The organism is Weizmannia acidilactici (genome assembly GCF_008974225.1).
Taxonomy (GTDB): Bacteria; Bacillota; Bacilli; order Bacillales; family Bacillaceae_C; genus Weizmannia; species Weizmannia acidilactici.
In genome coordinates this window covers 48,162-63,547 of record NZ_BKZR01000009.1, presented here as the reverse complement: position 1 = coordinate 63,547, position 15,386 = coordinate 48,162, and the positions used below count along the sequence as shown (strand labels likewise).

The window sequence follows — 15,386 nt, the reverse complement described above, 5'->3', positions numbered from 1 at the left end:
AAGATTTATTCTTTTGGTTGGTGTTCATTTTAAAATGGAAATTGCATGTATAGCATAAATTAACAGAATTTCCTTTTTAAAAGGATGTTCAACAAAATATCGTGACACTATAGTCGCGATATTTTGTTGAATCAAGAATAACAACAATGAGGGATATATTCATGGCACCATTCATTTCTTTATGTATGATTGTAAAAAATGAGGAAAAAGTATTAAAGCGATGCTTAGATTCAGTCAAGGGTGTTGTAGATGAGATTGTGATTGTCGATACTGGCTCCACAGACAAAACGAAAGAAATCGCATTGCAATACGTTGATCATGTTTATGATTTTGAGTGGACCGATAGTTTTGCAGATGCCCGGAATTTTGCCCAGTCTAAGGCGTCTGGACAATGGATATTGGTCATGGATGCAGATGAATATGTTGATCCAAACAATTTACAAGCTGCAATTGATGAATTAAAGAATCAATATGATGCTTTTGAAGTAAAAATATACAACTTTTCAGGTATGCATGGAGAAAGGATTATTCAGCACCACGGCTTAAGAATTTACAAAAATAATCCTGCAATTACCTTTTCAAGGACCATACATGAACAATTGAGGAAAAGTGAAGGTGAGCTTAAAGTAGGTTCTTCAAGCTTAATTCTTTACCATTCAGGATACTTAGCAAGTGTAGTAAAAGAAAAAAATAAAAATAAGAGAAATCAATTTTTACTTGAAAAAGAAATGAGTTTTTCAGAGAGTAATGCTTTTGATTATTTTAATTTAGGAAATGAATATCAATCGCAGGGAGATACTGAAAAAGCTTTAGAGGCGTATCTGAAAGCCTATCAAAACAAACCGGACCTTCGTTACAGCTGGGTATCGTTTTGTGTGGTTCAAATCATAAATTGTCTCATTACTCTGCAGCGTTACAAGGATGCGTTGAATGTAATTAGCGATGCAGAACAAATATACAGCGAATCTCCTGATTTTAAATGTTTAAAAGGAATTATTTATTTAGATCAACATCGTTACCAAGATGCAATTACAGAATTTGAAGAATTGATTGATAAACAGGAAGATTACCAAAACATTATTTCAAGCGTGGATTATCTTGAATATTTTCCGCACAGAGCTCTCGGTATCATTTATCAAAAAGAGAAAAATTATGAAAAATCTGTTTACCATTTTACAAAGGCATTAACACTTAATAAGTACTGCAACCGATCTCTTATTGGTTTAATGCAAATTTTAACGGAGAGAGAGGAAGAACGCGAAATAGTTTCTTTTATTAATCATAATAATCTAATAAATAATAATTATGATTTGTTTAAGTTTATCCGCCTGTTTATCTCGCTTTCACAATTTGATATAGCCCGCCATTATGCAGAACAAGTGGATAATGGCTTAATTAAGGAAGGTTTCAATATCAAGTTAGAACTAAGCAAAGGCAATACAGCTGCACTTAAAAAGTTTATTGAAACACGTACCTTAGAGCAATTAAATGAGATTATAAAAAATGGTTGTATTGATATTTATGATTTGATTTTATTCTGCTTTGAACTTAAAGATATCAGTATTATCAGATTAATATTCAATTTAGTAAAAGAAGAAAACATCAAACAATTAATGGAGTATCTTTTCACTAATAATAATACATCCTACAATTGTTCGAAAGATATTCTTATACTAGTGGAAAGAACATTACAATTTAATCAACTTAGTCTTTTTGGAAAACTGGCTGAGAAGATAGGTACCGAGCAAGAAATACTATTGCCAATAGCACATTTAATGTACCAATATCATTACAAAAAAGAAGCAATACAAATTTATAATAATGTAGATCCTGTTTTTTATGATATCGATACGTTTGTAAATTTAGTAGAATATTATTTTGAAGAAGGCGAAGGGCTTCAAGCGAAAGAAAAAATTATTACTGCTATTAGTTATGAAAAAATTGATTATAGATTGTTTAAGTATGCTTTATTATTACATTTGGAATTTGAAAGTGTCCGTGATTGGGATATAGATCAGATTACAAATATTGCTTTTTCTTATTATACAGGAAGTCAAGAACTAGCTTATTTATACAGCTTAATCAAAAGTGACAGTATAGAATTACAATCGAATGGAAGTCCGGTTAGAACTGTGGGCTTTTTTCTAGAAACTACTTTTCATTACTATGTCTATGAATCTATTATTAATGAATTATTAAATAAAGGTATTAACTGTCATCTTGTGATAAATGATTATTTTCAAGAACATTCCGAAACAAGTTATATGTATGATGACTTAATGGAATTTCTTCAGAATCTAGATCGAAATGATATTGATGCTTATACTGTTTCCATGATAATGAAGAATCACTTTAAATATGATTGCATGGTAAGTTGTTATTATTCTAATTGGTTAAACGAGATAGCATATAAGCAAGTACGAGTGATGTATGGATTAGCTAAAGATACTTGGAACTTTGCTTGGTGGAATGTTTTCTACGATAAAATTCTTTGTTATGGTCGTTATGATTACAATAGATTAAATATCTATAACAACTGTGTAATTGTTGGTAATCCCAAATTTGATAAATGGTTTAAAAATAAATTTGATAATCTTGAGGAAATAAAAGAAAAGTTTCTAATTGACGAAAATAAGAAAACCATTTTATACGCTCCAACGTACGGCCATTTAAGTTCAATTGACGACTGGATTGATGATATTAAGGAATTAGAGAAAGATTATAATATCATTATTAAAATGCATCATGGCACTGCATTTAGAGAGAGTGAACAATACCGCCGAGAGAAGATCCTGCACAATTTTAATAATGTAACTAGTGATCAAAGCGATCTATTTTCGCTTTTTGCTATATCTGATTTTGTAATTTCAGATAATAGTGGGATCATATTTGATGCTATCTTGGCAGAACAAAATATATTGTTATTAAATCCAACCTCGCAAGTATTACGTAAGGATGGGAGCAATGAAGTAAGAATTAGAGAAAAAATTATAAATTTGGAAAAAGGGGATGATCTTAGACTGTATCTAAAAGATAATAATTTATTTATAAAGCAAAAGAGTGAGTTATTTGATGTCTTGTATAATTTAGATCAGTTTAGAGATGGAAATTCTGGTAGTAGGGCTGCAGATGAAATCATTTCCCTTATAAACGGCGAAAAGTCAACAGCTAAAGAAAATCCATTCTTATACAGTCTCCGAAAGCAAATTTTTGGGTTTTAAAATTAGCTTTTTATGGAGTTATACTAATTGGGAGTTCAAAGTGTTTAATTAATATTTAAACATTTTGGCCCCGTTTTTTAGTACTCCAAATTAAAATAACGAGATTAATTGTGAAAAATAATAGCTGTGAACATATTTATACCCAATATACAATGTCGGAACTTAATAGATATGTTAAATTCAAGAAAATTAAGTGAATGATATTTGTATAATCTCAAATTCATTTTAAAGAATTTACCGAGCTTGCTAACTTATAAATCATTCATTTGTCATAGAATATGTAGGAATTGGGAAGAGGGAAAATTAGACGTTTTCCCTTATTAACAAATGTAGAAGAGGGTCAAAAAATGGATATCACCAAAAAAGAGACTACTTCGGTAATCATAACGATTGATAAATTGTGCAATATGTTATCCCGCAATATGATGGAAGACTCTGAATTCATAAAAATTTTGCCTGTTGTCGCTAAAATCTGCATCAAATTACATCCATTGTATCATAGTAATAAGGTTTTTCTTTCTTTATTTGAGCATGTGACCCAATTACTTTCTGCTTTCAAAAGTGTACCTGTAAGCCCCACGAGCAGGCTTAAATTACTATCTCTTCTTGAACAATTCGAGTCTTCCCTGTTTAAGAATACACGATTTCACATCTATTTGTATAACTGCACAGCGCGAGATCTTCCGGTTAATATCAGGTATGTACAATCTGTAACGGAATTGCCCTTGTACTCAAAAATGCCAGAATCCATTCCTCAGTTTCAGGAAAATTCTCCGGACTTTTCTGTATTAGTTTATTCTGGAAGACTGCAAAAAAAGGAATTGGCACATGCGAATTTTTGCTTTCAGGTAGAAGAAATTGTGGATTCAGTAGGTGCTATGATTGCTGATTTGAAAAATCTTGATTATTACACACACGATCGACTTTACCTTGAAGCAAAGTTGGAAAGTTTGAAAAGACGATCGGATATTAGAATTTTGCTCGCGGGTTCCTCCTATACGATGTGTGGGTTGTTCGAGGAGCAAATGCCATTACCTGCGCGTAATGTAGCAATAGATGCACAAGATCTATATTATACCCTAAAAACAATCCGTACTGCGCTTGCCTACAATCCGAACATTACTCACTGTATTATTTCTTTCGCCTATTACTTCTGGGGCTACGATTTATCTCTTTCAACTTCTATTTATCAATACAAACGTATAACTGAAGTGAATTACCCTGTATTTAAGGATAAGCACAATTTTCCAGGAAATCCGGACGATGATACACAAATTTTCTTAAAGTCAGTTACTCCACTAAAAAAACATCTTTTTTCATTTGAAGTATTGGCGAATCAATATGTCGAAAACGCAAAAAAAAGATTTGAAGATTCACATTACTTTTCTTATCCACGTATGGACAGTGAAATTCTTAAACATGATGATATAACAAACCGTGAGCGAGCCCAAAAGCGTGCAGCAAGCCATAATAAGTTTTTTAAATATGCTTCTACAGTTCAGGAAAATCAAAAATTGTTTGCGGATTTCTTAGAGGAGATGAATAACCGTGGGGTGGAAATTATTCTATACGTTCCTCCTGTAACAGAATATTATCGAAATAGCATTAATCCGGGCTTGATTTCCGATTTTTACGCTTGTATGGAGCCACTCCAAGAAAAGTATCGTTTCAAATTGATAGATTTATTTAATTCTACTTATTTTAAAAATGATGAATTTTATGATTATGATCACCTCAACGATTTAGGCGCAATCAAGCTTGGGAAAATTTTAGTACAAGCGTTAAGCCTTTGAAAAATCGACCTGTGTTAGTCTATGGGAGTATAATTTTTTCTCGATGTTGTAAATCATTTAGCCTGTAATGTCAATTTGACCGATGTCTGTCACTCTATTAAAACATTTAGTGTATAGGATTTCTATCAAATAAGTACTAGCTATTAACTCGTTGGAAATCTTTAATGGCAAGAGGTAACTCTTGACTTTAATCTTATGATTTGGTGCTTGTGTATTGTGGACCCGTTATTAGACAATATAAAATTCTGATTAGCTAAAAGAGTTCAGTGTTAAGGAGCGTTGGATACTTTTCCTTCTTAATTATCTCGAAGGTTTGGAGTACTGGAAACTTATCAAGAAACTACTATGAAGCCATTATTTATTGATGTAAAAAGATAGAAGTACAGCTTGAAGTCAAATTTGAAAATTTCGTCTGGCTCATTCATTAGCATGTTTGTCTAATTTCCTTTTAATGAAATTACGAATTTTAAATGTTGATTCATGCTAAATCCCTGCGGAGCTGCCAATCAGCGGCTCCGCATGTTAAAAAATTTCATCTTTCAAACGTATCAAATATCAGATAAAATAGGGGTGACATTGGAGGTATAAAGATGAAGTTAACGATAAACCAAGAGACGATCATTGGAAAATCCGGGCGCGACGGAGATCATCAGCAAAATCCATGCTGCAGACGGCCATCATGCTTTTTTCAGTCACTTCATTGAGGATGGGGAAAAAATCAGCCATGAATTTTCGCGTTACTTGGAAAAACATATACAGTACATACAAGAGCTTGAAATGGTATTAAAGACGTACAATGAATTCACCCATGAAATAGTTTTATCATTATTCAACTATTTTAAGAGAGCTGTCCCGGCGTTGAAAGTGCTGGAAGTCTTAACCGGCCCTTTAGCTGAAGAAGCATGGCAAATGTTATCCGGGCTTATGGAAAAAATGCGGTGGATGGTCCGGGCAGTTGGAATAATTAAACAAAATAAAGAGAAACTTTTCAACTGGCTGCAAGTCGCCAAAACTGCTGATTCAATGGAAGAGTTCCTGCAAGATTTGTCAGCAGCGATTGAAGAAAAAGAAGTGGTGCAGGCAGTGGGCGCTTTAAAGCCTGATTTCCTCAGCCGAAAAATTGCTCGATGCGCTTGAAGTTTCCATGGCAACGGCATGTTGCCGTTAAACGAAACAGGGGCAGCATCTGTTCAATGCTCCCCCTGTTTTTTTATTTGCTGTTTTCTTCCTCCCTATCCATCGCCCGTCGGCCTGCTTCTTTGTTTCCCTTTGATTTTTTCTTCTTCCTTTTTCAGCTGCTTTTCCGCCATCATTTCCACTTCTTTTTTCTAAAATATTTCCCTTCGTGCATCGGCATAAAACATATCGGCTGGAGTCGGCCATTTCCGTAAATATGCCTGCTTTTTTGCTCACCCTTAAACATTCTTCCCGAACTTTGCAGGGAATCCGGTGAACATGTCGAATGTTTTATGTAAGGGCATGCCGTATGCCAGACATGGCCCATATGGGAGGGATTGGTATGAATCAGGAAGAATATGAAACCGTCTTATCTATTCACCGGGTGCCTGTCTCAAAATTGCGTTCGGAATGTAGCCCAGAGCAGTTTCCCTTTGAAACGACAGCAGATTTGGAAACGCTGCCGAATGAAATGATCGGGCAGCAGCGGGCGGAGCAGGCAATGGATTTCGGGTTGTCTGTGGAACAGTCCGGCTACAATTTATTTGTTGTCGGCCCGTCCGGAACAGGGAGAATGACGTACACACAGCACAGCGTCAAGAAACTGGCGAAAGAGCGGCCGGTGCCGGATGACTGGTGCTATGTGAACAATTTTGAAAACCCGGACCGCCCGCTTGTCATTAATTTGCCGGCAGGAAGCGGCATCCAATTCCAGCGCAGAATGGAAAACCTTCTCATTGACATTGAAAGGGAAATCCGCGCGACATTTTCCAATGAAGAAACGGAAAAGAAAAAGCGCAGCATCATTGATGAGTCTCAAAACCAGGTCGAAGCGCTTTGGAAAGAGACGGAGGCGTTTGCGGCTGATTTGAATTTTAAATTGGAGCGCACGCCCGCAGGCATTCAAAGTTTCCCGCTCTTTTTCGGCCGGCCGATGGAAAAACAGGAATACGAACAGCTGTCGGATGCAAATAAAGAAAAGTTGAAAGAGCGGGAAAAACAGCTCGGAGAAAAAATCAACGAAACCCTTTACCAAATCCGGAAAATTGAAGAACAGCTCCGGAAAAATTTGGACCGTTTTAATAAACAGACGGCTGCGTTTGCAATTGAAGGCCTTTTCCAGCCATTGAAAGAAGCTTATCACGATATTCCGAAAGTGCTCAACTATTTGGAAGAATATTACCATGATGTAGTCGAGCATTTTTCCCTTTTCTTAACGGACCAGGAAGAGGAAAACATTGTCGCTCAGGCGCTGGCCGGTAGCAAAGAACAGCAGCTGCACCGCTACGCCGTCAATTTGCTTGTCAGCCATAAAAATCGGTCGGGCGCTCCTGTCATTTACGAAACGAACCCGACGTACCAAAATCTGTTCGGGAAAATTGAATACCGCGGCGCTTTCGGCAGCTGGACAACCGACTTCACGTTTGTTAAACCAGGCGCCATGCATCTGGCCAATGGCGGGTATTTAATTTTACAGGCAGCGGAACTGCTCCAGCAGCCGTATGCGTGGACGCTGTTGAAACGCGCGCTGCAGACGGGGCAAATCCAGATCGAGGACCCGTTTGCGGAACGGGGCGTATTTCCGGCAAGCGGCCTGAAGCCGGAGCCGATTCCGCTGAAAATTAAAGTGATCATCATCGGTTCCTATTATTTGTACGATCTTTTGTCGAGCGTGGACGAAGATTTCCATAAGCTTTTTAAAGTAAAAGTCGAATTTGACACCGTCATGAAGCGGAATGAAGAGAACCGGATCAAAATGGCTCACTTTATTAAAAACTACGCCGAAAGAAAAGGGCTGCTCCCGTTCCACCGGCGCGCGGTCGCAAAAGTCATTGACCACAGCTCCCGGCTTGCGGAAGAACAGGAAAAATTGACGGCACGCTTCCAGGACATCACAAAAATATTGGTCGAATCAAGCTACTGGGCGAAAAAAGAAGGGGCCCCGTTTGTGGATGAGGGCCATATCCGCAAAGCTTTGGAGGAACAGTCGAACCGTGCGAACCATATATCCGAGCAGTACCGCGAAATGATTGCAAACGGCACGATCATGGTGGATACGGACGGTGAACGCATCGGTCAGATCAACGGGCTTGCCGTGATGGGCACAAGGGATGCGACGTTCGGCATTCCGACGAAGATTACGGCCCGGACATTTGTCGGAAAAAGCGGCATCATGAACATCGAACGCGAAACGTCATTGAGCGGTCAAATCCACAATAAAGGGCTTTTGATTTTAACCGGCTTTCTATCCGGCGTGTTTGCGAAAAACCATCCGATCCCGCTTTCGGCAAGCATCACCTTTGAACAAACATACTCGCTCATTGACGGTGACAGCGCCTCGAGCACGGAACTGTATGTATTGCTTTCTTCTCTTGCCGGGGTGCCGATTCAACAGGGTATTGCCGTGACGGGTTCGGTCAACCAATGGGGCGAGATCCAGCCGATTGGCGGCGTGAATGAAAAAATAGAAGGATTTTTTGCGATTTGCAAGGAACGCGGCTTGACGGGGCGCCAGGGGGTCATCATCCCGCAGCAAAATATTGCCAACCTGATGCTCAACGATGAAGTGGTGGAGGCGGTGAAAGTCGGCAAATTCCATGTCTGGGCCGTCCGCCATATTTCGGAAGGCATTGAAATTTTAACAGGGGAAAGCGCGGGTGCGGAACGGAATGCCGGGGGCCGTTTTCCGGAAGGGACCATTTTCGCGAAAGTGGAAGAACGGTTTCATAAAATGTATGAATCCGTGAAAGAAGCAAATCAATAATTGGAAACATGCAGGCGGGCAGAAATGGAAGCCCGCTTTTTTTTAGCTTCAAACATTCACAATTTTTTGTTAAAAACTAGTCGGAAAGTATTGTTTCGTTTGAATGCGATGATTCTATATAAATGGAAAGTATCTTTGCAGTTATAATAGAAAATGGGCAGATTGTGAAAAATCCGGCAATGGCCGCCAAGCAAATCAAAAAAGGGAAATCGCTTCAAACCATTTTGCATAGGGGGGGAGGGGGAGCCGGATTGCAGTAAATCCATGATTTTCATCTGCTTCCGGCATTTTGCACATATTTTGTAGAAAGGATTTGTGATTGGCTTTGATCAAGATACCAAATGATGATTTTAAAAAGATCCCGTTGAGTGAGAATCAAGTCAGGGAAATTCTCCACTCTCTCATGCAATCATTTGAAACGATTGATATTCAGATCAGCGAACACAAGCATCAGGAATTGACGAAAGATCAGGTAATCGATTTGTTGGTCCGCTACATGAGCTGGGAAAGTATTCTTGAATTTATTACCCAGCTCAATATCATCCGCAGGCGCGGATCTAATGCGCTTTCTTATGTTAAATATATTTTAACCGCTGTGCTGCAGCGGCTTGAACGTTCCGACAGCAAAAAATTGTATAAAACCCTATAAATGCGTGAAAGGAGGAATTGACGTGAGTGAACGACCGCTGCTTCAGCCGGTGGCAGCGCCGTTTTTTGAAAAAAATACATTGGAACTGGCCCGCACGTTGCTCGGATGCCTGCTCGTGAAGGAGACGGAAGAAGGGGTGGCGGCCGGTTTTATTGTGGAAACGGAAGCGTATATGGGGGCTTGGGACAGGGCCGCGCACAGTTACGGCAACCGGCGGACGAAAAGAACGGAAGTAATGTTCCAAAGCCCCGGGTATGTTTATACATATCAAATGCATACCCACTGCCTTGTTAACGTTGTCAGCGGACTGGAAGACATACCTGAAGCGATTTTGATCCGCGCCATAGAACCGTACATTGGCACCGGCCTTATGTTTGCACGCAGAAAAGTCAAGGAAGTGAAGCAGCTGACGAACGGGCCGGGAAAATTAACGAAAGCGTTGGGCATTACGATGAAAGATTACGGGCGCGTATTTTACGAACGGCCGCTTTTTATTGCGGAAGGGTTCAAACCTGAGCAGATTATGACCGGCCCGAGAATCGGGATTGACAATACAGGGGAGGCAAAACATTACCCGTACCGGTTTTGGGTAAAGGACAACCCGTTTGTCTCGAGGCGCTGATGGAAAGGGGCTCCAATTCAGGATTTTAAAGAACGTTTGAAGGGAAAAATCGATTGCCAATCGTCTTGATACAGGATGATCTCAGAACCGTTTCAAAGAAAAAGTTGGGAGCAATCGGTCTTGATACAAGATCTCAGGACCGTTAGGAGAGAAAAATGGAGCTTGAGAGAGCACCTCAGAACCGTTTGGAGAGGAAAAATGAGAGCAACCGGTCTTGAAAGGGAAACTCAGAACTGTTTGAAGGCAAAACTTAACTTAAACAGGTCCTACTTAAAATCTTAAGTTTGTCAGGCGTTCTTTACTGACTTCTTCAAACCTCCTGATCAGAGGAACAGAATCTCTTGCTTAAAAAAGGGCTTCAAACAGAGAAATCCCGTCAAGAAAAAATTCGACGGGATTTCTTGATGAAAAAGAGCTTTTCTTTTAGGACAGCCCCTTCGACAATTTTACCAGTAATACGGGTAGCCGCCCCCGTACCCGTAGCCGTAATAAGGATAACCGCCGTATAATCCCGGGCCGAGCAGTGCGGAAGTGGCCAGGCCGCCTACTAGGCCGCCAAGGAACGGTCCGCCGAAACCGCCCCCCCACGGCCTGAATCCCCACGGCCTGAACCCCCAAGGCCGGAACCCGAATCCCCCAAATCCTCCAAAACCGAACGGTCTCCTTACATCCTCGCTTTCATATGTTTCGTGATAATAGGGTATTTCCGGATAACCTGTATTCATTTCATTTTCCTCCTCAATACTGGTGATTTTGTTTACGATAAAGCATATGTGAATCACCCATTGCCTGTATGGGTATCCGCCTTTTAAAAGAAATTTTCCCCTGCAGTAGGTGTTAAAATTCACCGGAAACATCCGATACAATAAATAGAACAAAAATCGGGGCACCACCCAATCCGCACATGGTCTGGTGCCGGTGAATAAGGGGATACTTGCGATGATTGAAGCGATGAAGCGCCAGACTGCACAAACGCCTTTCATAACAAGTACAGCACAGAAACAGGCAGAAAAGAACACAGGGGCGGAGCAGACCCAAACAAACCAACTTCAGCAAAACGGGGATGAAGCCCTTTCTGTTAACGGTGAAGTTACAAAAGAAAAAGTAAAAAAAGCGGTGGAACAGTTGAACCAATTTTTATCCGGATCATCCACCCATTTAAAATTTCAATTTCACGACCGATTGAAAGAATATTATGTCACCATTGTCGATGACCAGTCGAACAGGGTGATCAAAGAAATTCCGCCGAAAAGGATTTTGGACACCTACGCGGATATGATGCGCAATATTGGGTTTCTCATCGATGAGAAGATTTGATAGAAGGGGGATTGAAGGACGATGGTGCAAAGAATCACGGGCCTGGCGAGCGGCATGGATATTGACTCTATTGTTGAAAAAATGATGACAGCCGCAAAGCAGCCACTCATTAAACTGCAGCAGCAAAAGCAGATACTCGAATGGCAGGAAGACGATTACCGCACGCTGAACCAGAAATATTACGATTTCCGGACGACCTTGTCGGATATGAAACTGACTTCAAAATACAGGGCACGCACGACGACTTCATCAAATGAAAGCTATGTAACGGCAACAGCGGCGAATAATGCATCGCTGGGGTCAACGACAATTCAAAGTGTAACACAATTGGCGACGGCAGCGACGAGGGTAGCCGCAGCCCCAATTTCAACAGATTCATCCAATAAGGTTGATTTGAATCAATCCTTATGGAAACAGTCAGGAAATTTCAGCGGGTCAATCGAATGGAGCCAAGGGGGAGTAATATCGGATACCATAACAGCCAAAGGGGACTCCACAGATCCAACGTCTGTTACGTTTGACTTAAAGGGCACACTTAACAGTAATATGCCAATGAATGTAAAAATGAACGGAAAAACTTATGAAGTGGTGACAGATCCGTCCGTTACGCTCAGTGATAACCAGGTTTTACTTACAACTGCTGGCGGGCAGGCAACATTAAAATTTAATTCAAATATTTCCGCCGGGACGAGCATTAGTGTTGAATACGTGGTGGATAAAGCAACAAAAAGTGCAACCGTCTCGTCTGATACGAAATCAATACAATTGGACTTTGGGGACATTATCACCGATTCATTTACTATGACAGTTGGAAACAATAACGTATCACTCTCCCAAGGCACGGACGGAAATATGAATTTATTCATTGGTTCGACCCAGATCGGCACCCTTAATCCGGAAACGGGAAAAATTGATTTTAATAGCGATTTCGGGTCAACTTATAGCGGTTCTGCTATCCAAATCAGCTACCAGCAAAACTACACTTCTTTTAACTTAAAAACGTATACTTCAAGCGGGCTGGTGAACGGCAATTTTTATATCGGCGCGGACAAAACGTTAAATGATGTCATTTCTAAAGTGAACAATTCAAACTTAGGTTTGACAATGTATTATGACGAATATAAAGATATGTTTACGCTGACGAGAAAAGAGACCGGTAATTTTAATTCGTCTTCATCTGTGGATAACGGTAATGAAATCATTATTTCTTCTGATACAGATACTTACGATTTTTTGCGGGATACATTAAAATTTAGCGGCAGCACTGAATACGGTGGTACGAATGCCGTGTTCAACATAAATGGGTTGGATACCGAACGGACATCAAACACCTTCACCATCAGCGGCGTCACCTATACGTTAAAAAGCGAATTCGACTCGCCGGTCACCATCTCGGTTTCCAACGACGTGGACACCATCTACAACAACATCAAAAATTTCGTGGACCAGTACAACAGCCTGATTGATGCTGTCCAGTCTAAACTGGATGAGGAGCGGTACTCCGATTATGCGCCGCTGACGGACGACCAGCGTTCCCAAATGACGGAAACGCAGCAAAACCAATGGGATGCGAAAGCGAAAAGCGGCTTGCTGCGGAACGATATGACGCTGCAAAGTTCGTTGTCCAATATGCGGACATTAATCTATACAAAAGTGGACAATCCGAATATTTCATCGACATACAATACGCTTGCGAGCATCGGCATCACTACGACTTCAGACTGGCTCGAAGGCGGAAAACTGGAAATCGATGAAGACAAACTGAGGGCTGCCATTCAAGAAGATCCCGACTCGGTTGAACTCTTGTTCCGCGGCACCGGCAGCACGACATCGGAGGAAGGCATTATCCAAAGACTTTACGACAGTGTCAATAATACGTATAACACCATTGTGGACAAAGCCGGCAAATCCACCTATGTTAACAGCCAGTTCAGCATCGGGAAAGACATCGATGCGCTAACGGAAAAAATTAACGATATGAACGATAAGCTGAACGATCTCGAAGACCGCTATTACGCGCAGTTTTCGGCGATGGAACAAGCGATACAAACTTATAATAACCAAGCAACTTATTTATCCAGCTTTTTCAGCAGTTAAAAAGGAGAGAGCTTAATTGGCAACACGTAATCCTTATCAGGCGTACCAAAACAACGCAATTACAACAGCATCTTCCGGCGAGCTGACATTAATGTTGTATAACGGCTGCCTCAAATTCATCCATTTGGCCAAAAAAGCATTGGAAAATAAAAATATGGATGAGAAAAATAAAAATATCCAAAAAGCGCAAAATATCATCCGGGAACTGATGGTCACCCTTGATACGGAAAAATTCGCTGCGGCGGAAAAAATGCTGGCACTTTACGATTTCATGCTGCGTGAATTAATCCAGGCCAATATTAAAAACGACTCCTCGAAGCTGGATACAGTCGAAGAATTGGTGGCGGATTTCCGTGACACTTGGAAGCAGGTGATCCAGTTGAACCGCCAGCAAACTTACGGACAGGGCGGTAAGGCATGATGGGAGATTTAACAACCTGCCTGAAATTGACGGAAGATCTGCTGGAAGAATTCAACAAAGGGCAATCAAGGGAAGAGCTGATTGGAAACATCAATCGTCTGCTTGACAAGAGGGGGGCGTTGCTTGCTTCACTAAAGCCCCCTTTTTCGCCGGAGGAGCAATTGCTCGGGAAGAAAATCGCGGCATTGGACAAGAGGCTCAAGCCTCTTTTGGAGGAAACGCTTTTGGAGATCCGCCAAGATATCAAACAGACCGTGAAAAAGAAAACATCCATGAAGAAATACATTAATCCGTACCAGTCGCTGCAATTAAATGACGGAAGGTTTTATGATAGAAAAAGATAGGGATCCCATTTCCACTGGGATCTCATTTTTATAAAGCTGATAACCGGATACCGCCGATCAACACGAAATTCGCAAAAAAGTTTGTAACAAATTTCTCAAAAAAATTCGCCAAAAAAGAAGGAATTTAGACAGGCAATGTGTAAATATATAAATGTAAGATCATTAAAGAAGGCAGCGTTTCTAATGCTAAAGTGAAAGCCCAAACAAATGGCGGATACAAGCCGTTTGCGAGGGTGCTGCCAGTTGAATAGGAGGGGTCCACATGATGAACTACAACATTCGTGGCGAAAACATTGAGGTAACTCCGGCAATCAGGGATTATGTTGAGAAAAAAGTGAACAAGTTGGATCGGTATTTTGTAGAAACGCCAAACACTTCCGTCAATGTAAAACTAAAAGTGAACCCGGATAAAACTTCTAAAGTTGAAATAACCATTCCAATGCCGCATCTCGTATTACGCGCAGAAGAATCCAATGAAGACATGTATGCGGCGATTGACTTAATTACAGACAAATTGGAGCGGCAAATCCGTAAACATAAAACAAAAGTAAACCGGAAATTGCGCGAAAAAGGAAGTACAAGGGAGCTTTTCACCCCTGATGCCGGATTGAAAGACAACCAAGCCGAGAAAGAAGAAGACACAGAACTGCAAATTGTGCGGACCAAACACTTTAACCTCAAACCAATGGACAGTGAAGAAGCGGTGCTGCAAATGAACCTCTTGGGCCATAACTTCTTCATCTACACCGATGCGGAAACCAACAATACCAACATCGTATACCGCCGGAAAGACGGGAAATACGGGCTGATTGAAACGGTATAAAGCAAAAACACCCGCGGCAAAAGGCTGCGGGTGTTTTATATTTATGCCCCCTGAATACGGAATACCATGAAAAGCTCCTTCAAGGCATTTACCTGTGGTATAATAGGTGGCAGTTCACCATAAAAGGATCGTGGTAGTGTGAAAGTGAAATATCGGGAT

At 40.5% G+C, this 15,386-nt stretch carries 12 protein-coding genes; 11 read left to right on the top strand and 1 reads right to left on the bottom strand.

Annotated features, from left to right (window positions below):
• The first annotated feature begins 161 nt into the window (after window positions 1-161).
• From GBH70_RS05015 to GBH70_RS04990, 6 genes are all read left to right on the top strand, one after another.
• On the top strand, window positions 162-3,221 hold the full coding sequence (locus tag GBH70_RS05015) for a glycosyltransferase (protein WP_172968280.1): 3,060 nt from the start codon (window positions 162-164) through the stop codon (window positions 3,219-3,221).
• A 347-nt stretch (window positions 3,222-3,568) separates the two neighbouring features.
• Window positions 3,569-5,014: an SGNH/GDSL hydrolase family protein gene (locus GBH70_RS05010; protein ID WP_151680006.1), complete on the top strand. Its 1,446-nt coding sequence runs from the start codon at window positions 3,569-3,571 to the stop codon at window positions 5,012-5,014.
• A 621-nt stretch (window positions 5,015-5,635) separates the two neighbouring features.
• The gene (locus GBH70_RS05005) at window positions 5,636-6,151 is read left to right on the top strand and encodes a DUF8042 domain-containing protein (protein ID WP_151680005.1); all 516 of its coding nucleotides are present in this window, start codon (window positions 5,636-5,638) and stop codon (window positions 6,149-6,151) included.
• A gap of 382 nt (window positions 6,152-6,533) precedes the next feature.
• Window positions 6,534-8,954: a Lon protease family protein gene (locus GBH70_RS05000; RefSeq protein ID WP_151680004.1), complete on the top strand. Its 2,421-nt coding sequence runs from the start codon at window positions 6,534-6,536 to the stop codon at window positions 8,952-8,954.
• 319 nt (window positions 8,955-9,273) lie between these two features.
• Window positions 9,274-9,603, top strand: a complete 330-nt coding sequence (locus GBH70_RS04995) for a hypothetical protein (RefSeq protein WP_253693511.1) — start codon at window positions 9,274-9,276, stop codon at window positions 9,601-9,603.
• Between the two features lie 22 nt (window positions 9,604-9,625).
• A complete protein-coding gene (locus GBH70_RS04990; RefSeq protein WP_151680003.1) occupies window positions 9,626-10,225 on the top strand; it encodes a DNA-3-methyladenine glycosylase in 600 nt (199 codons plus the stop codon).
• A gap of 446 nt (window positions 10,226-10,671) precedes the next feature.
• Here the strand turns inward: GBH70_RS04990 and ymaG are convergent, their stop codons facing one another.
• Window positions 10,672-10,950, bottom strand: coding sequence for an inner spore coat protein YmaG (gene ymaG, locus GBH70_RS04985; RefSeq protein WP_151680002.1), 279 nt, complete (start codon window positions 10,948-10,950; stop codon window positions 10,672-10,674).
• A 214-nt stretch (window positions 10,951-11,164) separates the two neighbouring features.
• On the opposite strand from ymaG, the gene flaG reads away from it, so the two are divergent.
• From flaG to hpf, 5 genes are all read left to right on the top strand, one after another.
• The gene (gene flaG / locus GBH70_RS04980; RefSeq protein WP_151680001.1) at window positions 11,165-11,542 is read left to right on the top strand and encodes a flagellar protein FlaG; all 378 of its coding nucleotides are present in this window, start codon (window positions 11,165-11,167) and stop codon (window positions 11,540-11,542) included.
• Window positions 11,543-11,563: 21 nt separating this feature from the next.
• Window positions 11,564-13,639, top strand: coding sequence for a flagellar filament capping protein FliD (gene fliD / locus GBH70_RS04975; RefSeq protein WP_151680000.1), 2,076 nt, complete (start codon window positions 11,564-11,566; stop codon window positions 13,637-13,639).
• 16 nt (window positions 13,640-13,655) lie between these two features.
• Window positions 13,656-14,060: a flagellar export chaperone FliS gene (gene fliS, locus GBH70_RS04970; RefSeq protein ID WP_151679999.1), complete on the top strand. Its 405-nt coding sequence runs from the start codon at window positions 13,656-13,658 to the stop codon at window positions 14,058-14,060.
• Window positions 14,057-14,404 carry a flagellar protein FliT gene (gene fliT, locus GBH70_RS04965; RefSeq protein ID WP_151679998.1) on the top strand — a complete coding sequence of 116 codons (348 nt, stop codon included), beginning with the start codon at window positions 14,057-14,059 and terminating at the stop codon, window positions 14,402-14,404. Before fliS ends, fliT begins: the two co-directional genes overlap by 4 nt.
• A gap of 262 nt (window positions 14,405-14,666) precedes the next feature.
• Window positions 14,667-15,227, top strand: coding sequence for a ribosome hibernation-promoting factor, HPF/YfiA family (hpf, locus tag GBH70_RS04960; RefSeq protein ID WP_151679997.1), 561 nt, complete (start codon window positions 14,667-14,669; stop codon window positions 15,225-15,227).
• The last annotated feature ends 159 nt before the right edge of the window (window positions 15,228-15,386 follow it).

What these genes read in the sequence shown, in the direction of transcription:
- flaG (WP_151680001.1), top strand. Translation starts at nt 11,165, where the DNA reads ATGATTGAAGCGATGAAGCGCCAGACTGCACAAACGCCTTTCATAACA.
- fliT (WP_151679998.1), top strand. Translation starts at nt 14,057, where the DNA reads ATGATGGGAGATTTAACAACCTGCCTGAAATTGACGGAAGATCTGCTG.
- GBH70_RS05000 (WP_151680004.1), top strand. Translation starts at nt 6,534, where the DNA reads ATGAATCAGGAAGAATATGAAACCGTCTTATCTATTCACCGGGTGCCT.
- fliD (WP_151680000.1), top strand. Translation starts at nt 11,564, where the DNA reads ATGGTGCAAAGAATCACGGGCCTGGCGAGCGGCATGGATATTGACTCT.
- hpf (WP_151679997.1), top strand. Translation starts at nt 14,667, where the DNA reads ATGATGAACTACAACATTCGTGGCGAAAACATTGAGGTAACTCCGGCA.
- GBH70_RS05015 (WP_172968280.1), top strand. Translation starts at nt 162, where the DNA reads ATGGCACCATTCATTTCTTTATGTATGATTGTAAAAAATGAGGAAAAA.
- GBH70_RS05010 (WP_151680006.1), top strand. Translation starts at nt 3,569, where the DNA reads ATGGATATCACCAAAAAAGAGACTACTTCGGTAATCATAACGATTGAT.
- ymaG (WP_151680002.1), bottom strand. Translation starts at nt 10,950, where the DNA reads ATGAATACAGGTTATCCGGAAATACCCTATTATCACGAAACATATGAA.